We start from the raw sequence: 23,238 nt of genomic DNA on the forward strand, positions 1-23,238 counted from the left end.
CAGGCAAGTCAGTAAGCAGAAGGAAGCGGACACGATGAAATTTGAAATTCAGCATACAAATATTTTTCAATATGAGTCTGAAGTCGATCAAAGCTTGAATACTATTCGTTTAAAGCCGCGTAGTGATGAGCGTCAGCGATTGTTATCTTATCGAATTGCCATTACGCCATCCTCCCTAACCCGTGAGCATACGGATATTTGGGGCAATACAGTTGGTTCTTTTTATATACCAGAGCAACATCAAATCCTAGAAATTCATACATCTTCAATTGTTAGTATTCAGCGTGCACCATTTATTCATCGTATTCAATATTCGCCCGAAATGCAGACCATCTTTCACTCACAGCTATTCTATGAGCATTATTTACCGTATTTAAAAGCAACACATTTTACATTTATGACAGAGCAGCAATTAGAGGAAGTTTATCATGCGATCGGTCATGCTGAAAATCCTGTGCTCTTTTCGCTTAATTTAATGCAGTATTTATATTCTAGCTTTGAGTATGACCCGACAGCGACCGATGTAACCACAACAGCAAGTGAGGCATTTGCTTTAAAACGTGGTGTTTGTCAGGATTTCACCCATGTCATGCTTGCTGTTTTACGGGCGAAAGGAATACCAGCTCGCTATGTCAGTGGCTATCTATATGTCGATGAAAACTCAGCCCTTATCGGAGATATCGCTACACATGCCTGGGTAGAAGTCATGATTCCAGGTATCGGCTGGATCGGTCTTGATCCCACAAATAATGTGGAAGTATTAGAAAACCATATTATTTTATGTATTGGTCGCGATTATAGTGACATTAGCCCTGTGGAAGGGGTATATACAGGAGGCAAGCATGATTTAACAGTCAAAGTAAATGTCAAAGCATTGAATCATTTATAAAAGGCGTGCAGTAATGGTGATAAATCGCGATTACTGCACGCTTTTATTCTAGACGCTGCTGTCTTTCTGTTAGCACCCATTTCCGTACATAGCCCATTTCTAGTTGAATGTGCTCCAATGTTTTTTCCTGTTGAAACGCCCGTTGCATCACAGTATAACGCAAGTCAGTGGCTCTTACATTCTTCCCTATATCTTGTGACATCGTTTGAAAAATGCGTTCAACTGTTTTCGTAGTAATCGGCTTCGTTAAACTTGCCTCGCTTACCCAAACCCATTCCCCTACCTCTTGCTCATGTAAATTGGCTGTCTCTTTTTTATACTGTGCCAGCATGTCCATAAGGATCGGTGAACACTTTATTTCTCGACGTCCATTTCGATTGGCAATAAAAAGAGTCGCTTTTTCTTCATTAAAGTGAGTCCATTTCATTCGAACGAGCTCGGCAGGCTTACAACCCGTTTCCATCAACACTTGAACGATACAGCCATTACGTCTTGCCAGCCATGCATGCTCCTTTGTTTTAGCATATTGGAAATAGGTCGGCCATACGTTAGCAATTTGCATGATCTGTTTGTTTGTCAGTGCTTGCAGTGCCTCTTTTTGTCTTTTTTTCGGCTGTAAAATAGGCTGATAATCAAAAGGCTCCACCCATTCTCGTAAAAAAAGAAAGTCTACAAAGCCTCGTAATGTCGCTATTTTATGGTTAAAAGTATTGCTATTACTGTAGGTTTCCTTTAAATAGTCGCAGTAGAGCTGTAATAAATTTTTCAATTGATGATCTACATACAAGTAGTTTTGCTTATGGGCGAAATTTAAAAATTGCTGTCCATCCATATTGTATTGTTTTTTTGTAGCAGCACTTTTTTTCAAAGATTGTAGCAATAAATAGTAGCTATTCCATGCGTCCCTAAGTGCAACCATATGGCACCTCCTTGTTTGCTATGCGTGTGTTATTTATATTTTACTATATTTTGGGTGCGTAGGTTCAATTTCATTTTATCATATTGTAATGTCGGATAATCTGTATTTCTATAACATGAACCCGCTTCTACCATTCAAATGCCCCTTACGTATTGAAGAAACATATGTTCCTAAAGTAGTTTCTCATAATTTTTACTTTCTTACAATAGTAAATTCCGCTCCCCTGTTGTAGTACAATAAATGCTTACTATTCCCTACATTCTTGTATAACAACGCAATTTTATGTGAAAATTCGTATCATTTCGTGTTTAAGGTTAATTGTGTTATATAATAAAGATAGACACTAACATGTAGGAGGCTTTCCGATATGCAAGTAAAAACGACTCGACTGGAAGCAGAAGATGCGAAAATTATTTATCAAGAAACAGCTGGACTAGCGATTATTACGATTCATCGACCACAAGCAAAAAATGCTTTAACCGCAAACATGTGGGATCAATTAGCCAAGATTGCCCTACAAGTATTAGATAACCCGAAAAATAAAGTACTAATTTTACGAGGTTCTGGCCAAAACTTTACAGCGGGCTCTGATATTAAAGAGTTCAATGCCATTTCTCTTGAACAAGCTGAAGAAGCCTTCGTACATATGGAAAAAACCATTTCTACCATTGAGCGCCTCCCAATTCCAACGATTGGCGTTATCAATGGGCCTGCGATGGGCGCTGGCTTGGAATTAGCCTTAGCCTGCGATATCCGCATTGGCTCTGAAAAGGCCAAGCTCGGCATTCCTGTCGGTAAATTAGGAATTACCTTAAATAACAAATTTGCACAGCGTTTAGTCCAGCTTGTCGGTCCTGCCACAACCAAGGATTTAGTCTTTACAGGACGAATGTTTAAAGCAGAGGAAGCCTTCAAGCTTGGAATGCTTAACTACCTAGTAGCTGAAAAAGATTTAAATAAATACATGATTCGAATGGGTAAGCTGGTTGCAGGAATGTCGCCTGAATCCTTACTTGCCGTGAAGCAATCTGTTCAAGAATGTCTCGATAGTGTGCCGACCTTATGGCAAGGCTCTTCGCCATTTGTAGGCAGTGATTTCGCAGAGGGTTGTCGTGCCTTTGTGGAAAAACGCCAGCCACAGTTCACGCGCCAGCCTAAATGAAAAACAGGTACTCTTAACGCCAACGTGCGAGCGGAGTACCTGTTTTTTAAGCTTTTTTCTTTTGCAAAGCCGTTTTTACATGTACATGAATAGCATCTAATTCATAGCCAAAATGTAGATAAAAATCTTGCTGCACAGCTTGTTGTAATTCTACTAAACGCGCTGCTAATGGATAATCAATCGGCAACTTCACCTGTATAGTGAGGATAGCTTGAACCTGATCCCCTAGTATAAATTGTGCTTGCTCGACCTTTTGTACAATCGCCTGTTGGCTACAGCAGTATGTCAGTAGCTGTACATAAACAGGCTTGCTGATTTCTATATATTCCCGCTGAAAATCAGGACGTACAATCGTCGTTTCCCCGATTTTTTCTCGTTTCGAAGAAAAAATCTCCATGCCCTTTTGCACCAATCGTTTAAAGAAATTTTGCTCCACTTGTCTATATGGGATCGGCATAACATGCTTGCCCTGTGTTTGACGGATAAAGCGTGCTTTTTGAATTTCTTTCAATGAACGGACATCTTCTACATTATAATAGTGTTCAATCGGACCCAGCTCTAGCTGCTTGGCAATACTATTCGTCATTTTAGTTGATGTGCCTATCAGTAAAATAGATTGTACCTGATGATGAGCTAGCGCCTTTTGGACAGCCTCACGATGAACTGGATCTGTAAAAATGGCACGTCGTACAGCAGTAATTGTATTCTTTTCGAATTTAGCAGAAAGGCCTGCCACCCTGACGCCATTCACAATGAGTAATCCATCATCAACAATGGCCTCTACGCCTAATTTATGGGCAAAGGCAAGCGCACTTGTACTTTTACCTGTGCCGCTTGGTCCACTTAATGAATAAACCTTCACTGCCCTCTTCCCCCTTACAATATCGTTTTAGCATCTGCTGGTAATGAACGTACATGCTTCAAATAGGCTGACATATGAGCATCATCCTCATGAGGGTACGCGAACTGAAAGTGATGGGCTACCTCCTTTGCGATACTTCGAAAGAGTGTGCATGCCGCAAACAGGGCATTCCACATGTTAGCATAGTCTGCGTCCGCATAGGTTTTTACATACAATGTCCAATAGTTATCTGGTACATAGTTTTTTAAATACTTTCCCATTTTGCCCGTAGATAATTGAAAATGATGATGCTGACCAATCCACCAATTGAGCATTTGATGTAAGCACTGCCTTGTCGTTTCCTCAAACATTTGCTTGGCATATGGGAGTTCGTCCCGCCAAATACCCTTGGCTACATTTTGTAAGCACCACCAAAAATCATTCGTACAGCTGGCAAATTGCCCCACAGTCGGCGGGCTAATATGATAGTCACAATCTGAAGATGGAGAGATAGGTGGCAAAAGCTGATCCTTATCGAGTAAAGAGACCGTCAGCTTGTCTTGACCATACTCATTCAGCATAGCTTGTGTCGATAATAAGCGAAGGTCAATGCGATGCCCATCCTTTAATAACATTAAATATGTATAGCTATAAGAAAAGTCTTTGTCCAAGCCAAGCCCCTTATCCAGTCGATCAGGCTCCTGCACCATCAGCCGCTCACCAAATACGTGAATCCATTTGTCATCTTGTAAAAAAGAGGCTGTGTCTGTTACGACATACACAACATCAAAATCTTGAAACATATCCCTTGGACCATTCGGATTTGCTCTTGAGCCATTTAGGTAAACAGCTCGAATTCTAGTGTCCTGCTGTGCGATAGCCAGGATTAAATCATACATTTCTTGTTCTGTTCTCATAGGATTCACCCCACCTGAAAAGCTTTATACTCAGTATAATACACTTTCCTCTTTGAAGGAATTTATAGTAGCTTCTCCCAATGGTAGAAAATCTTTTTTCGCTAGTCTATGCACACATCCTCTTCAATATATAAATATTTTCTTTTTTCAGAATTTCTGTCCCTTTCTGCGCTTCAGTATGATAAAATGTGAACTACTATTCTGTTATACAACTACAAGGAGTGTACTAGTTTTGAAAATCGTACCATCTAAAAAAATGTCATTATTTAAACCAGCAATTTTCGGAGATTTGAAAAATTTTGCTCGAGAGCAGCAAGCAAAGGGTATGACCTTAATTGACTTAAGCTTAGGAAGCCCTGATCTTCCTCCACATGCAAAAATACGTGAGCATCTTTCCTATCGCGCAGGTTTAGCTGAATCTTACGGCTATACACTGACTGGCACACAGCGTTTTTATGACGCGGTGAGTCGCTACTATAAACGTCGTAGTAATGTTGATTTAGATCCCGCAACAGAAATTATTCAAACAATTGGGTCACAAGAAGGCTTAGTGCATTTACCAATCGCCTTTTGTGATCCAGGAGACATCGTCTTATCCACAAACCCAGCTTATGTAGCGTATGACGCAGGGATTCATTTAGCTGGCGCAACACCTTATTACATGCCTCAAACAGCCGACAACGATTATTTACCTGATTTAGACGCTGTACCAGAAGAAATTGCACAGAAAGCAAAGCTATTGATTTTAAACTTACCAGGAAATCCTGTACCAGCAATGCCGTCATTAGCGTACTTTGAAAAAGTCATTGCCTTTGCTAAAAAGTATAATATCATCGTCCTCCATGATGCAGCCTATTCAGAGTTCTATTTTACGGGAGATGGTCCTATTAGCTTCCTAGCTGCTCCTGGAGCAAAAGAAGTCGGTATGGAAATTAACTCCCTCTCTAAAAGCTTTAGCCTTGCTGGAACACGTATTGCCTATATCGCAGGAAATGCAGAAATGATCGCGGTTATTAAGCAATTAAAATCAAATTTAGATTTCGGTATTTTCGAGCCAATTCAGGATGCGGCTGTCGTAGCATTGGATAACGCTGAGGAAATTACGGAAAGCTTACGTGCCACTTTCTCAGAGCGCCATAAAACGCTGATGAATGGTTTAGAAGCTTTAGGCTGGGAAGCAGCACCCTCTGATGGGGGAATGTTCGTATGGGCTAAATATCCCTATGCTATCGATTGCACAGAATTAGCCTTTCAATTGATTGAACAAGTAGGCGTTGTCACAGTTCCAGGAACCGTATTTGGTACAGCTGGACAAGGCTATTTACGTTTAGCATTAGTCCAACCAAAGGAACTTCTGCAAGAAGCAGTGGATCGCTTAGCACAAGTCCAATTATTAGCAAAGCAATAATTAAAAAACCCTTCTAACGTTTTGTTGGAAGGGTTTTTCTATGAAGGTTAAATCCACACATCATTTTCAGCGGTAAGCGCTGATTGCTCCTCACCTGTATTCACGACACCCATTGGCTCTACAAGCAGAATTTTACACTCTGAAGCTGCAAAGGGTTTATGTTCCACATTGCGAGGAACAACAAACATCTCTCCTGCATGCAAGCTTACCTGACCATCTCGAAATTCGATAATTAATTGCCCCTCAAGGACGATAAACACCTCATCCGTATCCTCATGCTTATGCCAAACAAAATCCCCCTGAACTTTGACGAGTTTGAATTGATAATTATTCATTTCAGCAATGACCTTTGGAGACCAATGCTCTTGAAATTTAGCCAGTTTCTCTTGAAAATTAATCGGTATGTATGCCATTTCCTTTTCCCCCTTGTTTTGACTCTACTACTAGAATAGCATAATGCCGTTTACTACAGCAAAAACCAGCTACTGCGTTGCTAGCAGTAGCTGGTCGTTTATTAGATATCATATTTTTGATGAACGTCATCTTCGTAGCGATTATAGCGCTGCTTAAAGAGCTTGAATAAATGCGTGACAAGTACCTTAAAGATCGCATAGCCTGGTATCCCTAAAATAACGCCTGGGACTCCAAATAACGAGCCTGCCGTTAATAGTACAAAGATAATCGTAATCGGGTGAATACTGAGTGATTTCCCCATAATTTGCGGGGAAATGAACTTTCCTTCGATTAACTGAACGATTGTCCATACAATCGCTAGCTTAATCAGCATCAATGGGGATGTAACAAGAGCGATAATGACTGCTGGTGTGATCGCAATAACGGGTCCTAAATAAGGCACCACACTTGTAATCATGGCAAGGAAGCCGAGCAATAAAGCATACTTCATGCCAATAATTAAGAAGCCAATCGTTACCATTGCCCCAATACACATGGATACTAAAATCTGTCCCTGTATGTACGAACTAATTTGCTTGTCCATGTCATGGAAAATGTCAGTTACCTCTTTACGCATACGTGGTGGGCACACTTTCAGCATAAATTTCGGTAATTTTTCGCCCTCTTTTAGTAAATAAAACAGAATGAATGGCACCGTTACAAGTGAAAGCAAAATACCTGTTAACGTTGATAGGAAGCCAGTAATACCAGATGCCACACCCTGTGCTACATTGGTCGCCATATCCTTCACTGTTTTTACCATATCCGTTGTGAAGTTATTCAAAACTTCATCAAAATTAAAACTAATTTTATCTAAGTACTCATTAAAACGTGAATGATTTAGGAATTCTACAATGTTTTGCGTAAATGCCATGAAGTACTCTGGGAATTCCTGTGCTAAATTAGTAAACTGATCGCGTAAAAACGGATAGACTAGCACCACAAGTAACGTAATGACACCAATGACCGCAATATAGAGGATTAAAATACCCCATATTCTTGGAATGCGCCATCGTACTAGAATCGCCAGCAATGGGCGTAATAAATAGTAACCAATGACGGCTAGTACCCCTGGTAAAATGACTACTTCAAATAAAACTTGTAGCGGGGTAAAGATAAAGGAAACTTGATTAAACATAAAAATAACACATGCCACCAGTAATAAAATTACCAGTGTAAATAATAGGTTTCTACCACCTAAAAAACGAATAAACTTGGTTGCTAACAGGCTTGAACGCTCTTTTGGTCTCTCTTTTTCCATATATCCACCCCAATCCAAATGCTCTACCTTTATATTACAGGATAATGCTGGTTTTTGCGAAACATCACTCTAGTGAAATACCTAAAAAATCACTTAAAAAGGCTTTGTTTTGCTCCACATCGATGACAATAGAATCGCCCGCATGGCTAAAGTTTTGGAATTGATAGCTCCCCTCGATAGGGATGGTTGCTTTCTCAATGTTTACCTTGCCCTTTGATAGCAATTTAAGCACTTGCTGCATTTCCTCAGTAGATGAATAATCTGTTGTGATATAGCCCTGTGCCGCCCCAACAAATTTTGGTAAATGCAACATATTCGTAGGTGTTAATAACTCTGTTTTTAATGCTTCAATCACTTTTTGCTGACGTGCAACACGCCCAAAATCTCCTTCTGCATCATGACGGAAACGCGCATAACCTAGTAGCTCCTGTCCATTTAAACGGTGAACACCTTGCTTTAATTCTACCCCAATATTTTCAGACATGTCCTTTTCAACATCCATTTCCACACCATTTGGGGCTAAAATATCCACTAAGGATTCAAAGTTTTTAAAATCAATCAGTGCATAATGATGAATTGGTAGGCCAAACATATTTGTCAATGTATCCTTTAATAGCTGAACACCATCTAGGTAGTAAGCTGTATTAAGCTTATAGGATTGATAGCCTGGAATATCCGCGTAAATATCACGCATAAAGGATACGAGTTTAATGTCGTTGTTTGCTTTATTCCAGGATAATACCATCATTGTATCGGTCCGTGATTTTTCCTCTCCACGTGTATCGACCCCTAAAATCAAATAGTTTTCGATATCCCCTTTGATGCTATCACCCGTAAATTCTTCCTGTGCAACTTTGGTATCGTTGGCTAACTCAAGTCCGCTGCGATATTGCATGACCGAATAGCCGACAATCACAATGATACACAATAGTAATAGTGTAAAAAATGCTCTCCCTTTACGTAATCGACGCTTTTTAGGTCGTTGGGAGCGTCTTGTATAATCTTGCTCTTCCATAACAACTAACTCCTCTATTTTGATATAGTTAATGTAACGATTGATTAGCTAGAAAGTTTCATTATAAAAAGGAACTATTCCATGTTTTTCTATCTAAACGTTATTTTACACCCATTTGCACAGTTTGGCGTCAAACAATGCTATAATATTTTCACAAAAGAAAGGATGATTCAATTGATAGAAAAAGCGACATTTGCTGGCGGCTGTTTTTGGTGTATGGTCAAGCCATTCGTCGAGTGGGACGGTATACATAAAGTCACTTCAGGCTATATGGGTGGCCACTTAGAAAACCCAACCTATGAAGATGTCAAAAAAGGAACGTCAGGTCATTTAGAAGTAGTCGAAATTGAATTCGACCCTGCTATTTTTAGTTATGAGCAGCTCCTTGATATTTATTGGATGCAAATTGATCCGACAGATGCGTATGGACAGTTCCATGACCGTGGTGAATCCTATACTACCGCAATCTTTACCTATACAGATGAGCAAAAGCAAATCGCAGAGGCCTCGAAAGAAAAACTTGCCAATAGTGGACGCTTTGATAAACCTATTGTAACCAAAATTCGCGATGCTGAACGCTTTTACCCAGCAGAGGATTATCACCAGGATTATTATAAAAAAGAGACAGAACACTATCAGCAAGACCGGGCTGTTTCTGGGCGTGATACGTTCATTGCAAAGCATTGGGAAAAATAATAAAAAAGAGGTGTCCCACAAGCTGGAGACATCTCTCTTTTATACAATCGCAACAAATTTATTAAATAGAGGCTTCTAAAAACGATTGTAGTGCGTCAAAAAAGCGTTGACCATACTTCTCAAATTTTACTTCCCCTATACCACTCACTTGTCGTAAATCCTCCAATACAGTTGGTCTCTTATCACATAAATCACGTAACGTTTTATCGGAAAATACAACAAATGGTGGTACCTTTTCCTCATCGGCAATCTCTTTGCGTAATACCCGTAAGTGTTCAAATAATGGATCATTATCCACTAGCTTCTTCACTGTGACAGCTTCCTTGCGCATGACCTGTCGATTACCAAGTAGCACTTCCTTGCCTTCAGCTGATACATAAATTGTAGGGAATGTACCATGCTTCACGGCCAGCAAGCCCTCTGCAATTAAAAATTCGATAAAGTTAGAGACATCCTTTGAGGCATATTGTCCTTTTAAAATGCCATAGGTCGATAAACGGGCAAAGCCAAATTCAGCTATCTTTTGATTTTTAGAGCCAATTAACACCTGCGCCACCATGGTCTTACCGAATTTTTGTCCCATACGCACAACACAGGCCAGCACCTTTTGCGCATCCTCTGTCACATCCGTCACTGCTCGCCCGTCAATACAGTTACTACACCGCCCACACGGCTCCTCCTCTACTTCTCCAAAATACGCTAAAATCGCATTCTGTAAGCAGCCCTCAGTATGGCAATAATCGACCATTGTTTGGAGTTTAGCTAGCTCCTGTGTAATACGAGCCTCATCCTGTGACTGTTCGATAAGAAAACGCTGTGTTTGAACGTCCCCTGAAGCATACAATAAAATACAAGCACTTGGCAGACCATCTCGGCCAGCACGACCCGCTTCCTGGTAATAGCTCTCCATATTACGAGGCATTTGATAATGCAACACAAAGCGCACATTACTTTTATCAATACCCATACCAAAAGCATTCGTTGCCACCATGATACGTGCCTCATCTTTTAAAAACCGCTCCTGCTCAGCCATTCGCAAGTTTTCTGAAAGACCTGCATGATATTTTGCTACGTCTTCACCAGAGCGACTCAGCACATCATAAATGGCATCCACAGCTTTTCGAGTAGCTGCATAAATGATGCCCACTTCCTGTTTATTTTGTTGTACATAATTTTTTACATAACGTTCTTTATTTTCACCAATTAACACCGAAAGTGCCAAATTCTCACGTGAAAAGCCTGTCATGACCGTTGCCTGCTCATCAATCGCTAACAATTGACGAATATCATCACAAACTGTTGGAGTAGCAGTGGCTGTCAGCGCTAAAACAGTGGGTTTTTGTGGCCATAGTGTAAAAAGCTTGTGGATCGAACGATAGCTTGGTCTAAAATCATGCCCCCATTGCGATATACAATGAGCCTCGTCAATCGCAAGTAAAGGGACAGATAAATTCGACAATGCTTGAAGAAACGTAGTACTTTCCAGACGCTCAGGTGCAATATAGAGGAGCTTTAAATAACCCGCACTGGCAAGCTGCATGGTTTCATCCACTTCCTGTGCTGTCAGCGTACTATTGATATAGGCTGCTGGAATATTTGCTGTACGTAAAGCCTCCACCTGATCTTGCATCAGTGAAATCAGTGGCGAAATCACGATGGTTAACCCCTCAAGCATTAACGCTGGAATTTGATAGCAAATGGATTTCCCTCCACCTGTTGGCATGACACAAAGACTTGACTGCCCTCGTAATGTTTGTTCAATAATTTGGGCTTGACCTTGGCGAAAGGTATCATAGCCAAAATGATGCTGTAGCATTTGTCTAGCTTGCTCCATGCAAAATTCACTCCTTGTTTGTGAGACCAAGTAGCTTGTACTCGCCCTGTTCATTTTTTTCTAACTCATACAACATGTTGGAGTAGGCAAGTGCCTCCTGTCCAGCAGCATTCGTCAGGATATATTCCGTTTTAGCCTGGACGATAAGACGCTGTCCTTCTACGCGAATTGCCTGAATATCCGTGTCTGAGAAATGAATTTTGGCTTGCTTGGAAGCATAATAGGCAACCATACTAGCCAAGGTTTCTTGTATAGCCTCTGTTCCGACAATCGGTTTCATAACACTTGCATCCTGGGTTGTCACCGCCCCCTTTAAATGCTTGTGAAACGTATCTAAAAATAGCTTAATTTCATCGGTATTATACGCAAATATATTTTCTCCATATTGTTCGATGGCTTGCTGTACAGCTTCTTTATCCCCTTGTTCAATATAGGGGTATAAGTTTTTCGATTGGGAAAGTCGTACACTGGCTGTCATGCCCTCCTCAATCCATTCATCGATGGATGCTTGGAATTCCTTTATAGGCAATATGTATGGCTGTGACTGTCCTTGCTGTTGTCGATTAAAATATAATCCGACAATGGCTCCGTTTTCAGCCTCCATGACAGGGCTTCCTAGAGGGATCGATTGTTCCGCTTTTATATAATAGGCCGCTACTCTATCTTGGTATTTTTGAATCGTATAGGGTAAGCCATTCACATAAACAGCCAGCTGATTTAGCTCTCCTTCATATAAATTAGGCACTTGCACTTCCGCTTGATAGGTTACTCGTAACAGGGCCAAATTATAGGCTGTTGACATGACATGAATAGTTGCTGCTACCAGCTTGTCATGATCAAATTGAACAAGGGCAGTTGGTTTGGATGCCACTAGTGCACCATTCGTTAAAATATACAGTTGATCATCCTGTTGTCTGATAATAATGCCTGCTCCAACACCATGCTCTCCAATCACTTTGACCTCTGGGACAATTTTTTCCTGTTGCTTCGTCACAGCTCCCTCTGTTTCCACCTCTGCCTTTTTATTTTGAAACCATCTTGTCCCTATTTGACTGTCGCAGCCTGCGACAAGAAAAGCTGTCGCTCCTAAAATGAGCACTTTTTTATACATACCTTCACCAAAACTTTCTATTCTACATTCTCTCTTCTCTATCATAATCAAGGACTAGTAATGTTTCAAGTTTACATAATATTATTATAAATTGAATAATATTAGAAAAATGCAGCAACTACCTTAAAGTCATTTCTTTCTACCCATTAATATTGATGGAAGCCAAAATTTGCTGTGAGGATGGAAGGATATCATACCCTCAAAATAATTTTCACATAAAAAGACATGTGCAACCTGACACATGTCTCTGACAATCATTTTTTCCTTAATAGTCCTGTCGTTACTAGAATGCCGAGCATTAATAATACAAAGATCAGATACGTCCATGTATGGTTGCCTGTTAGGTCATAGCAAACGCCTATTAGAATGGGGATAATGGCACTTACCATAAAGCCACCTGCCAGCACCATAGATGACCAACTAGTGGCCTCCTGATCATTTTTGGCTTCATCAAGAGGCAACAATAGTCCGATTGGAAATAGCCCACTTAGCACAATACCAATTAATAAAACAGCCAGCCATAGGTAAATACCCGCTGTCAGCCAGAGTAGCATAAAACTAATCACGCCAACAAAGCTAAACACTAGTAGCCAGGCCATTCGACTTGGCCATTTTTCCATGAGAATTGGGACCGCCATATTACCTATCATTTGTACAATAGACATAATTGTTAGCATGGCACTGGATGCCTCTAATGACAGGCCTTTATCCTGCAATAGCGGCGTAAGCCATGACATAATTGAGAAAAAGAGTGATGTTTGTAAACCAAAGTACAGTAAAATTACCCAAGCACGTCTAGATGTCCACGGATTACGGACTTCTTCTGACGTAGTTACTTGTTGGAGTTGCTCGTTGTGTTCGGATGGAATTGCCGCTAGCCAGATAACGAGAGCAACTATAGCAAGGATTGACCACATGCCAAGGGCGATTGTCCAACTATTACTGAAACCCTGATAAAAAGTCACGGTTAAGGCTGCACTTAAGGTAGCCCCTACGCCAATACCGAATGAATAGATACCGACTACTGTCGTAAAGCGTTCTGGAAACTTTTTCTTAATATAAGCATTTAGAATAGGACCAATCATTGCAATCGCTAAGCCTGCCGCAAAGCTTGTCACGATGAGCAAGAGATAACTTGCTTGGAAAAAGCGTAGCCCATTCGCGACGACAAGGATCGCCATTAAAAGGGTGATAGCTGATTTCGTGCCCATTTTTCGCTGAAGCGGGACAGCCAAAGGTGCAAATAATCCCATACAAAAAACGGGGATAGCAGTGAGAAAGCTCATGCTTGTATTCGAGACTTGTAAGGATGTCATGAGGATATTAAAAAGCGGTCCTATTCCCGTGACAGCTGGTCTCATATTAAGAGCTACAAAAAATATACTAATGACCACGAAGGTGAGTGATACGGTCCAATGTTTTTTAGCCATTTGTTTGATCCTCTCTATTAATACGCTGCCTTTATTTATGAAAAGCTTGCATGGATTCCTCTATCCTTTTATCATGTTTTCGATGGATGGTCAATGATTGGACAGTTTATCTTTAAATGGCTAATGCTTCTTACATATTTTCAGGTGATTCAATACCTAATAAGGCTAATGACTCTTTTAAAACAATCGCAACACTCTGACATAGAGCAAGACGGGATGCTTGCTGTTCGTCCTCTGCTAATATTTTGTACTGTGCATAATATTTATTAAATAAACGTGCCAGTTGTAAGGCATACTTCGCTATTTGGGACGGATCAGCCTGCTCAAAAGCCATAGCTACCGTTTTAGGAAACTGTTCTAATAATAGGATCATCGGCCAAGCCTGCTCTCCTAAAGATTTGAATAATATATCTTGAGTCGGAGCTTTCGCTTTATCTAAAATAGAGCAAATACGTGCATATGTATATTGTACGTATGGCCCTGTTTCGCCTTCAAAATTCATCATTTGCTCGATTGAAAATTCAATATCGTTTAGACGATGGGCTTTTAAATCATTAAAAATTACCGCTCCAACCCCCACTTGCTTTGCGACTTGCTCTTTATTAGGCAGAGAAGGATTTTTCTGTTCCATATTACGCTGTGCTGTCGTTATAGCTTCTGCTAGTACATCAGCTAATAGCACCACTTTGCCTTTACGCGTCGACATTTTTTTACCATCCTTCAGCATCATGCCAAATGACACATGTTGCAAATTCTTTGCCCAAGGATAGCCCATTTTTTCGATGACCTGAAAAAGTTGTTTAAAGTGGAGGGACTGCTCATTGCCAACAACGTAGAACATCTTTTGGGGCTGGTAGTGCTGTTGGCGATACAGGGCAGCTGCTAAATCACGCGTCGCATAAAGCGTGGCCCCATCCGTTTTCTTTATTAAACATGGAGGCATCTCCTCCATCTCCACCACATACGCACCTTCTGATTCCACGAGGAGCCCTTTTTCTTTTAATTCTGTTACAACGGACGGCATTTTGTCATTGTAAAAGGCTTCACCTGTTAAGGCATCAAAATGAATTCCTAATAGCTCATATATTGTTTGAAATTCTACGAATGACACATCTCGGAACCATTGCCATAATGCCTGTGCCTCTTCATTACCGTCCTCCAATGCTTTAAAGGCGGCACGAGCCTGTTCATTGAGCGTTGGGTCTTGCTCTGCCTCTTCATGAAACTTCACATAAATCTTTAATAACTCCTCTATCGGTGACGCTGAAATGGCCTGTTTATCACCCCAAAGCTGATAAGCAACAATAAGCTTGCCAAACTGTGTACCCCAGTCCCCTAAATGATTAATACGAATGGCTTGATAGCCATTTTTTTCTGCAATATTTGCTAAGGCATTGCCGATGACCGTTGAACGTAAATGTCCCATTGAGAAAGGCTTTGCGATATTAGGAGAGGAAAAATCCAAGACGACCGCTCCCACCTTTGTTGGAGTAGTACCATATTGTTGCTTGTCGCGCAGAATCTTGCTTAACACCTGTTGGGTCACCTTTTGTTGATCGAGAAAAATATTGACATAGCCACCAACAGCTTGCACACGCTCAATGCTGTCATGATTTATTTGACTTGCAATATGTGCTGCGATACTTTGCGGTGATTTTTTCCACACTTTTGCTAGAGTAAAGCATGGAAAGGCTACGTCCCCAAGCTCCAAACTTTTGGGTTTTTCTAATAATGACACTATTTCCTCTCCTATTATTTGTTGCTTTAATGCGACCGCTATACTGTTGGCGATTAGTTGATTCATTTTACTCCTCCTCCTGTTCAAATAAAAAAGCCCTCGCCTCTATAATTAGAGACGAGAGCATGATAATCCCGTGGTACCACTCTAGTTGTCATGTAACATGACCACTTTCCATTGTTAACGAGGTGACGCCCCGCTATTCTCTACTACTTGTTCGAGAACCTTCTCCAAAGTGCGCTTCATTCATGGTTCCTGCATTAGGCTCCCACCATCCCTAACTCGCTTGCCAGTCATCCCATCAATTACTCTCTTTTTCATCGAATTTTTCTATGATTTTGACATACATTACAGGATTTCCTTATTGGCGTCAACCATTTTTTACGTTGCCGTTTCAGCAAAAAACGCTCCTCACAAGGAGGAACGTTTTTTTTCTACATACTGAATCACATCAGCCATAATGGCATACATCTCTTTTAATTTTAATTCCTTATTGTCAGAGACTTTCTTCGCTACTTTCTCCGTGATAATTCCTTTTTCTACTAATGTATCCCAGCTTGTCGCATTGGATTCACCGAATAGGACGTCGGCCAAATATTGAGCCAGCTCATCTCGCTCAATAGCTTCATCACCTTGATTATAAACCTTATTGATGACAATTTCGAGTTGGTCCTTCATTCCTGATCCACTTTCTCCACCAGCACGTAACATACTCTCTTTTAACATTTTAGCAAACTTTATTTTCGTCGCCTTACTGTTTACTTTTAAGTCATTATCATAGCCGCCCACTACAAGGCCGTAATTAATGAGCGTTTGAATGGCTTCATCATACCATTCTCCTTGATATGGATACTCAATTGAAAATGAATCAACATAGGCACCTTGTTTAGCCAATTGCTTTCGTAATGTAGCGATTAATGGTTTATCCTTACTCATGTCTCTAAAGGTTACATCGTGCTTCTGTGCAAGAGCAGCCGCAGTCCCAGCCGCTTCACCAGTTACCATCCCTGTTGGAACAATACGTGCACTACCAGCTGCAAGTGATGAATAACCAGCAGAGCGTCCGACAACCAGTAAGCCATCAATATCCTTCGGTACTAACGAACGGAAAGGAATAGCATATTGCTTTGGTGCAGCGATCACATAGCCGTAATCATGAGGCGTTTGCGCTTGCACATCGACTGGATAAGAGGCAATGCCAATGCTATCCCACTGATCACTATTTTTCCACAGGTCTGCCATTGGTAATTGATACTCTGCCCAAATGTGTCTCGTTTCTCGGACGTAGAGTTCTTCTGGATAGCTGACAATTTCAGCCTTTTCAAACCCTGGGAAGTTTGTTTGTAAATATTTTAGAATGTGTAACGTTTCTTTCTTCCCAGCGACAATCGCCGCTTGTTTTGAGGATTCATTCAAGCCATCAATACCAAAAATCTGTAAGGCATTGATGAAATATTCATCATCTACACGAGCTAAGTTTAAGCCTCGTAATCTTGTGCCCTCTTGTAATGGCTTGTATTCATCATGCAGCTTTGTAAAGCCCCACATCACCGTATGATTTAAATTAGCACCGCCAAATACACCAGAATTAGCCGCTTTTTTGACTTCATCCCAATTGACATTTTTTAAATGTAGCATTAACGTCACAGCCATACGCTTATCCTTTATGCCAATATCTTCTCCACCCACAAAGAAAGGAACGCCCGACAAGGCAGCAAAATCAGCATCCTGTGTAGCATCTATAAATGATTTCCCCGTCACAACATATGTACCGTACTCATTTTTTAATTCCACAGACGTTAATTGTTGTTGTTTGACATTCGCTTTCACAACCTCGGTTTGCACGGATAAAGTTAAGTTGGGCTCTTCATCGATCAGCTTTTTAAAGGCTGCCTTAGCACCTACAATGCCAAAAGCGTCATTCCCTCTAACAAGCTCATGCCATTCCTTAAATATTCCCTCACTAATCGATTTGTTATGGCCATTACGAGGAATGTCGAGGAAATTCAGCATACCATATGTAAATAATCCACCTAACTCTTGTCGTTTTTCGACCAGCAATGTTTTCGCACCATTTCGAGCAGCAGCCACAGCCGCAGCCACACCCTCTGGTTCACCACCGATGACAATAACATCATATTCTTCCTCTATATGTTCAATTGGTTCTGGCTTTTTATACTCATCTACTAATTTATTGTATGCCATAGAGTTTGTTATTTCTTTAATAAAATAGTAGCTACCAAACCCAAGTAAAACTACTATTACACAAGTGGCTGTCCATAATAAGCCCTTACCCATAATATACCTCCAATTGTTAAAATTTCCATCGATGTGTTTATTTAATCATCATTCCCGCCACAAGGGCTGAATGTCCTAGTTGAACGCAGGCATATCATTACCAACAACGAATAATTCATTGGCTTACAGCATTTTTTATGAAATTATCATCAAGATAAATGAATGAAATCATTTATGAGGATTGTGATGTTTTTAGTCTAACTTTAGCAACATCTATCTAGTATAAATGAAAGAGCCACAAATAGCTGGCATTCAAAACGGGGATGGGCTTGTGGGCACCAGTGATGATTTACTTGATATATAAACAGTCAGAATCATTTTAGACGAAACCTTTGTGAATAAGCAACTAAAATCCCCGTGGTAAATGATGTCATTTTTCTATTCTTTTTCAAAAATAGTTAATCACACTACAATATAGACGTCTCACTCTCAAAGAAAGTTACACCAAATTTAACTTTTTTATTGTATCTTTATTCAGTTTATGTTTAACAAAAAATGTGAAAAGAACGCCAAACCTTGATTTAATAATGTTTATAGACTATGGAACATATTTCATGCTATACTAGAGCCATTGTGAAAAAAAGGAGGAACTTGCATGATTCAAGTTAGTAATGTAGGTCTTCGCTATGGCGATCGTAAACTATTTGAAGACGTAAATATAAAATTCACACCAGGCAATTGCTACGGTTTAATTGGGGCAAATGGTGCTGGTAAATCAACATTTTTAAAAATTCTTTCTGGTGAAATTGAAGCGCAGGAAGGAAATGTATCGATGGGTAAGGACGAACGTTTATCTGTCCTGAAACAGAACCACTTCGAATACGATGAGCATACAGTGCTCGACACAGTTATTATGGGGAATAAACGCCTATATGACGTGAAAACAGAAAAAGATGCTATCTATGCAAAGGAAGATTTCTCCGATGAGGATGGCATGCGTGCTGCAGAGTTAGAAGGTGAATTTGCAGAGCTAAACGGTTGGGAAGCTGATTCAGAAGCGGCTACACTACTAAACGGTTTAGGTATCTCCGATGATCTTCATTACATGCTAATGGGCGATCTTGAAGGTTCTGACAAAGTGAAAGTATTACTGGCACAGGCACTGTTTGGTCAGCCTGATGTACTATTACTCGATGAGCCTACCAACCACCTTGACTTAAAGGCAATTCAGTGGCTGGAAGAGTTCCTGATTAACTTTGAAAATACAGTTATTGTTGTATCCCATGACCGTCACTTCTTAAATAAAGTATGTACACATATTGCGGATTTGGACTTCTCTAAAATCCAATTATATGTAGGGAACTATGATTTCTGGTATGAATCTTCTCAATTGGCGCAAAAAATGGCACAAGACCAAAATTCGAAAAAAGAAGAGAAAATTAAAGAATTACAAGCGTTTATCGCACGTTTCTCTGCCAATGCTTCTAAATCGAAGCAAGCAACATCTCGTAAAAAAATGCTGGATAAAATTGAGCTGGATGATATTAAGCCATCAAGCCGTAAATATCCATTCATCAACTTCCAAATCGGCCGTGAAATTGGTAACGATGTCCTAACAGTAGACGGTCTAACGGCAAGTCATGAAGGCGAAACACTATTCAAGGACATGCGCTTCTCGATGAACAAAGAAGATAAAATTGTTTTACTTGGTAGCCCAATGGCGAAAACAGCACTTCTTGATATTTTAATGGAAGAAAAAGAAGCGGATGCTGGCACATTCAAATGGGGTGTAACGACATCTCAAAGCTACTTCGAAAACGATCATGACAAGTACTTCGAAGGTTCTGAAAAAACATTAGTAGAATGGTTACGTCAATATTCGCCAGACGATGAAACAGAAAGCTTCCTACGTGGTTTCCTAGGACGTATGCTATTCTCTGGTGAAGAAGTGAAGAAATCTCCTGCTGTTCTTTCTGGAGGCGAAAAAGTACGTTGTATGCTATCGAAAATGATGCTTGCGACAGCAAATGTTATTTTATTAGATGAACCAACGAACCACCTTGACCTTGAATCTATTCAAGCATTGAACGAAGGCTTAATTCGTTTTAAAGGCGCAATGATTTTCACATCACATGACCATCAGTTCATCCAAACAATTGCTAACCGTGTCATCGAAATCCGTGAAGACGGCTCTATTTTAGATAAGCAGTTAACATATGATGAATTCCTAGAGTGGAAAGATAGCCAAGGCTTAAGCTAGGCTTTACAAAAAACCTCTACCCAAAGTAGGTAGAGGTTTTTTTGTCTTTGTTTTTAAAGGATTAAAAGGATTTTTATTGAATTATTTAGTATAGCATTAATGAGGGGGTAAGCTTCGTGAAGAAAATTGCAATTATATCAGATATTCATGGGAATAAAACGGCATTAGAGGCCGTATTAAAAGACATTCGCTTAAGAAAGATTGACAGAATTTTTTGTTTAGGTGATTTAATCGGCAAGGGCCCTCAAGGATCTGCCTGTATTGAACTTATCCAACAAAATTGTGAACAAGTCGTACGAGGCAATTGGGACGTATTTATTCAATCCCCTACTGACAATGATTTTCTCCAATGGTTTAAAGATCGATTAACAGCAAAAGACTATCAATATCTCGGGTCATTACCCTTCCATATTGATCTTGAATTAAATGAACAGCTCATTAGATTTTTCCATGCGTCTCCAAGGAGCGAGTTTGAACGTATCTTACCGAGTCATCCGCTTGAAAAGCGTTTATCTATGTTTGAGAATAATGCAGTAACCAACTCAATCCATTACAAGAAACAACCTGATATTGTGTTCTATGGCGATATCCATACAACTTTTTTACATACATATAAACAAGGAATTCTTTGTAATGTAGGAAGTGTTGGTAATTCACTTGACCTAACTTCTGCTTCCTATGCCATTCTAGATAGAACACAGTCAAACAATGCCATCCAATTTATTAGAGTAGCATATGACCGAGAGGCTGAGCTAATGATCGCAAAAGAGCTGGGTATGCCTCAATTAGATCAGTATTATAATGAAATTATGTTTGCCAACTATCGAAATGCTTAGTACCGTCACAATCAAAAAAGGAATCCATTTTAATGCCAGCATGGATTCTTTTTTATATTTAACGCTGGAAATACCATTGCCATGCATTCTCGTAGAGGATTTTATCAGCCGCCTGTTGATCAAATAGCTGTTGAATCAATTCGACATCCCCATAATTAAAAGGTCGTCTGGCTCTTGTAGATGGCAAATCTGTTCCGAACATCAGCGCAGCTGGATTCACATTATAAATCGCTTGTAAAGCATGCTTCACATCCAGCTCCACACGACCAAAGCCGGTCGCCTTGACACGTACCCCCTTATCAACAAGCTTTAATAAATGTGGCAGCCCCTCTTCCGTCAACCCTAAATGATCGATGGAGATGGCTGGTAATGCTTCAATTGTCGAGGCTATCTCTGGTAATTCCTTCGCATCGATATATAATTCACTATGCCAGCCGACCAATTCATAAACCCGTCGCGCAAAGGTATCTAGCTGCGATAAATCCTCTGAGCCACCTCGTTTTACATTAAAGCGTAATGCCCGTACCCCATTGTTATGTAAATGTACAATTTCATCATCCGTCACCGTATTAGGTAATTGTGTTACCCCACAAAATGTGGGACCCAGTTGTTTTAATGCTTTTAAAAGATAGGCTTGGTCAAATCCTTGAAAAGATCCTGATACAATGGCTCCTCCCGCTATCTGGACACTCACTGTATCCTTTTGATAATCCTCTACTACATAGCTTGGTGGTGTATAACCTTGGTTTTCGATAATCGGAAAATTAAAGTCAATGATATGTAAGTGTGCATCAAAGATTCGCATCATTTATCCCCCTTTTCCTTTGAATTTACCATACTCTAACTATAAGTTATAATACGAATTTCTAGCCATTTATCATAAGGAAAACTTATTGACTTGTCTCTTCTCTTTCCAAGTGAATAAAACAAACGTAAAAAATGGTATGAACAATCAAATTCATACCATTCTTTTTAGCAAATAGCTAATGCCTTAATCCTCAAATTTTTTAAATGCTAGCACAGCATTATGGCCGCCAAAGCCAAACCCATTGGAAAGCGCAAAGTTAACGTCTTGATGAAGCGCCTCATTAGGAACATAGTTTAAATCACATTCGGGATCTGGTGTATCATAATTGATGGTTGGTGGAATAATGCCATCCATTATACTTTTCAATGTAATAATGGCTTCTATTCCACCGGCCGCGCCAAAGAGATGTCCTGTCATCGATTTTGTGGAGCTAACCTTTAGTTGATAGGCATGGTCACCAAAAACGTGTTTAATAGCTTTTGTTTCAGATTTATCTCCCTCTGGCGTACTTGTGCCGTGTGCGTTGATATAATCGATGGCTGACCCATCGATATCACCCATTTTTAATGCTAGCTTCATGGCATTGGCAGCACCCGTAAAATCAGGAGCTGTAATATGATAAGCATCAGTTGTCACACCGTAACCAACAATCTCACCGAGAATCGTAGCACCCCTTTGTTTCGCGTGTTCATACTCCTCTAGGAATACGATGCCAGCTCCTTCAGACATGACAAAGCCATCTCGCTCGCTATCGAATGGTCGACTGGCCTTTGTTGGTTCTTCATTCCTCGTGGACATGGCTTTCATGCGGGAGAATCCTGCAAAGCTAAGTGGATTGATCGGTGCCTCCGCTCCACCTGCTAAAATGCCATCCGCATAGCCATGTCGAATCGCTAAGAAAGCTTCTCCAATCGCCTGGTTTCCTGTCGCACAGGCCGAAACAGGGGAAAAGCTTGGCCCTTTAAAGCCCGTTTTAATGGCTAGTATTCCTGCAGCCATATTACTAATCATCATTGGCACCATAAATGGTGACACCTTCCTTGGGCCGTTTTCGATTAACGCTTGATGATTCGCTAGAATGGTATCAATGCCCCCAATACCCGAGCCAATATACACACCTAGTCGCTCCTTATCGACCTGTTCCAAATTTAGATTTGCTTGCTCTAAAGCCTGCTGTGACGCGGCAATAGCATATTGAACAAATCGATCATATTTACTCAGCTCTTTTTTATCCATATATTGCGCTGCATCAAAATCCGAGATGGTACCTGCAATTTGGGTGTTAATCCCGCTAAATTCCTCTGCCTGAATTTTATCAATTCCTGACTTTCCTTCTTTAATGTTTTCCCATAAGGCTGAGACTGTGTTACCTAAAGGGGAGACCACCCCATATCCTGTGACTACAACTCTACGTATCATGGA

The 23,238-nt window shown here is 40.4% G+C and carries 19 protein-coding genes and 1 other annotated feature; of the genes, 6 read left to right on the forward strand and 13 right to left on the reverse strand.

The window, feature by feature from the left end; translation table 11 throughout:
• Positions 1–34 precede the first annotated feature (34 nt).
• Positions 35–889 (forward strand): transglutaminase family protein, encoded by an 855-nt coding sequence (locus HCH28_RS15960; protein WP_221682078.1) that lies wholly within the window; start codon positions 35–37, stop codon positions 887–889.
• 43 nt (positions 890–932) lie between these two features.
• On the opposite strand, the gene HCH28_RS15965 is transcribed toward HCH28_RS15960, so the two are convergent.
• A complete protein-coding gene (locus HCH28_RS15965; protein WP_221682096.1) occupies positions 933–1,808 on the reverse strand; it encodes a tyrosine-type recombinase/integrase in 876 nt (291 codons plus the stop codon).
• A 367-nt stretch (positions 1,809–2,175) separates the two neighbouring features.
• Here HCH28_RS15965 and HCH28_RS15970 point away from each other — a divergent pair, with 367 nt between their 5' ends.
• Complete coding sequence (locus HCH28_RS15970) at positions 2,176–2,970, forward strand: enoyl-CoA hydratase/isomerase family protein (RefSeq protein WP_004230036.1); 795 nt, start codon at positions 2,176–2,178, stop codon at positions 2,968–2,970.
• A gap of 46 nt (positions 2,971–3,016) precedes the next feature.
• Here HCH28_RS15970 and HCH28_RS15975 read toward each other — a convergent pair whose 3' ends face one another.
• A complete protein-coding gene (locus HCH28_RS15975) occupies positions 3,017–3,832 on the reverse strand; it encodes an ATP-binding protein (RefSeq protein ID WP_221682098.1) in 816 nt (271 codons plus the stop codon).
• 14 nt (positions 3,833–3,846) lie between these two features.
• Positions 3,847–4,728 carry an aminoglycoside 6-adenylyltransferase gene (locus HCH28_RS15980; protein WP_221682100.1) on the reverse strand — a complete coding sequence of 294 codons (882 nt, stop codon included), beginning with the start codon at positions 4,726–4,728 and terminating at the stop codon, positions 3,847–3,849.
• A gap of 232 nt (positions 4,729–4,960) precedes the next feature.
• On the opposite strand from HCH28_RS15980, the gene HCH28_RS15985 reads away from it, so the two are divergent.
• Entirely contained in the window at positions 4,961–6,136 is a 1,176-nt protein-coding gene (locus HCH28_RS15985; RefSeq protein WP_221682108.1) for an aminotransferase class I/II-fold pyridoxal phosphate-dependent enzyme, read from the forward strand.
• 47 nt (positions 6,137–6,183) lie between these two features.
• On the opposite strand, the gene HCH28_RS15990 is transcribed toward HCH28_RS15985, so the two are convergent.
• The 3 genes from HCH28_RS15990 to HCH28_RS16000 all read right to left on the reverse strand — a co-directional run bounded on the left by HCH28_RS15990 (position 6,184) and on the right by HCH28_RS16000 (position 8,865).
• Positions 6,184–6,549, reverse strand: coding sequence for a cupin domain-containing protein (locus tag HCH28_RS15990; protein WP_221682110.1), 366 nt, complete (start codon positions 6,547–6,549; stop codon positions 6,184–6,186).
• Positions 6,550–6,650: 101 nt separating this feature from the next.
• Positions 6,651–7,850 carry an AI-2E family transporter gene (locus HCH28_RS15995; protein ID WP_004230045.1) on the reverse strand — a complete coding sequence of 400 codons (1,200 nt, stop codon included), beginning with the start codon at positions 7,848–7,850 and terminating at the stop codon, positions 6,651–6,653.
• A gap of 64 nt (positions 7,851–7,914) precedes the next feature.
• Positions 7,915–8,865 (reverse strand): LCP family protein, encoded by a 951-nt coding sequence (locus HCH28_RS16000; protein WP_221682112.1) that lies wholly within the window; start codon positions 8,863–8,865, stop codon positions 7,915–7,917.
• Positions 8,866–9,030: 165 nt separating this feature from the next.
• Here HCH28_RS16000 and msrA point away from each other — a divergent pair, with 165 nt between their 5' ends.
• The gene (gene msrA / locus HCH28_RS16005) at positions 9,031–9,561 is read left to right on the forward strand and encodes a peptide-methionine (S)-S-oxide reductase MsrA (protein WP_221682366.1); all 531 of its coding nucleotides are present in this window, start codon (positions 9,031–9,033) and stop codon (positions 9,559–9,561) included.
• Positions 9,562–9,622: 61 nt separating this feature from the next.
• Here the strand turns inward: msrA and recQ are convergent, their stop codons facing one another.
• From recQ to HCH28_RS16030, 5 genes are all read right to left on the reverse strand, one after another.
• Positions 9,623–11,395: a DNA helicase RecQ gene (gene recQ / locus HCH28_RS16010; protein ID WP_221682114.1), complete on the reverse strand. Its 1,773-nt coding sequence runs from the start codon at positions 11,393–11,395 to the stop codon at positions 9,623–9,625.
• 7 nt (positions 11,396–11,402) lie between these two features.
• The gene (locus tag HCH28_RS16015) at positions 11,403–12,506 is read right to left on the reverse strand and encodes a TcaA NTF2-like domain-containing protein (RefSeq protein ID WP_221682116.1); all 1,104 of its coding nucleotides are present in this window, start codon (positions 12,504–12,506) and stop codon (positions 11,403–11,405) included.
• A 254-nt stretch (positions 12,507–12,760) separates the two neighbouring features.
• Positions 12,761–13,936 (reverse strand): MFS transporter, encoded by a 1,176-nt coding sequence (locus tag HCH28_RS16020; protein ID WP_221682118.1) that lies wholly within the window; start codon positions 13,934–13,936, stop codon positions 12,761–12,763.
• A gap of 130 nt (positions 13,937–14,066) precedes the next feature.
• On the reverse strand, positions 14,067–15,740 hold the full coding sequence (gene argS, locus HCH28_RS16025) for an arginine--tRNA ligase (RefSeq protein WP_221682120.1): 1,674 nt from the start codon (positions 15,738–15,740) through the stop codon (positions 14,067–14,069).
• A gap of 44 nt (positions 15,741–15,784) precedes the next feature.
• Positions 15,785–16,004, reverse strand: a binding site (T-box leader).
• Between the two features lie 81 nt (positions 16,005–16,085).
• The gene (locus HCH28_RS16030; protein ID WP_221682129.1) at positions 16,086–17,972 is read right to left on the reverse strand and encodes an FAD-dependent oxidoreductase; all 1,887 of its coding nucleotides are present in this window, start codon (positions 17,970–17,972) and stop codon (positions 16,086–16,088) included.
• A 595-nt stretch (positions 17,973–18,567) separates the two neighbouring features.
• On the opposite strand from HCH28_RS16030, the gene HCH28_RS16035 reads away from it, so the two are divergent.
• Both HCH28_RS16035 and HCH28_RS16040 read left to right on the forward strand, forming a co-directional pair.
• Entirely contained in the window at positions 18,568–20,172 is a 1,605-nt protein-coding gene (locus HCH28_RS16035; protein WP_221682137.1) for an ABC-F family ATP-binding cassette domain-containing protein, read from the forward strand.
• A gap of 116 nt (positions 20,173–20,288) precedes the next feature.
• Positions 20,289–21,008, forward strand: a complete 720-nt coding sequence (locus tag HCH28_RS16040; RefSeq protein ID WP_221682146.1) for a metallophosphoesterase family protein — start codon at positions 20,289–20,291, stop codon at positions 21,006–21,008.
• A 58-nt stretch (positions 21,009–21,066) separates the two neighbouring features.
• On the opposite strand, the gene HCH28_RS16045 is transcribed toward HCH28_RS16040, so the two are convergent.
• The gene (locus tag HCH28_RS16045) at positions 21,067–21,813 is read right to left on the reverse strand and encodes an amidohydrolase family protein (protein WP_221682154.1); all 747 of its coding nucleotides are present in this window, start codon (positions 21,811–21,813) and stop codon (positions 21,067–21,069) included.
• Between the two features lie 186 nt (positions 21,814–21,999).
• Positions 22,000–23,235 carry a beta-ketoacyl-ACP synthase II gene (gene fabF / locus HCH28_RS16050; RefSeq protein ID WP_221682164.1) on the reverse strand — a complete coding sequence of 412 codons (1,236 nt, stop codon included), beginning with the start codon at positions 23,233–23,235 and terminating at the stop codon, positions 22,000–22,002.
• Positions 23,236–23,238: the final 3 nt, after the last annotated feature.

Source organism: Lysinibacillus sp. K60 (assembly GCF_019731275.1).
In the GTDB taxonomy this organism is placed as follows: Bacteria; Bacillota; Bacilli; order Bacillales_A; family Planococcaceae; genus Lysinibacillus; species Lysinibacillus capsici.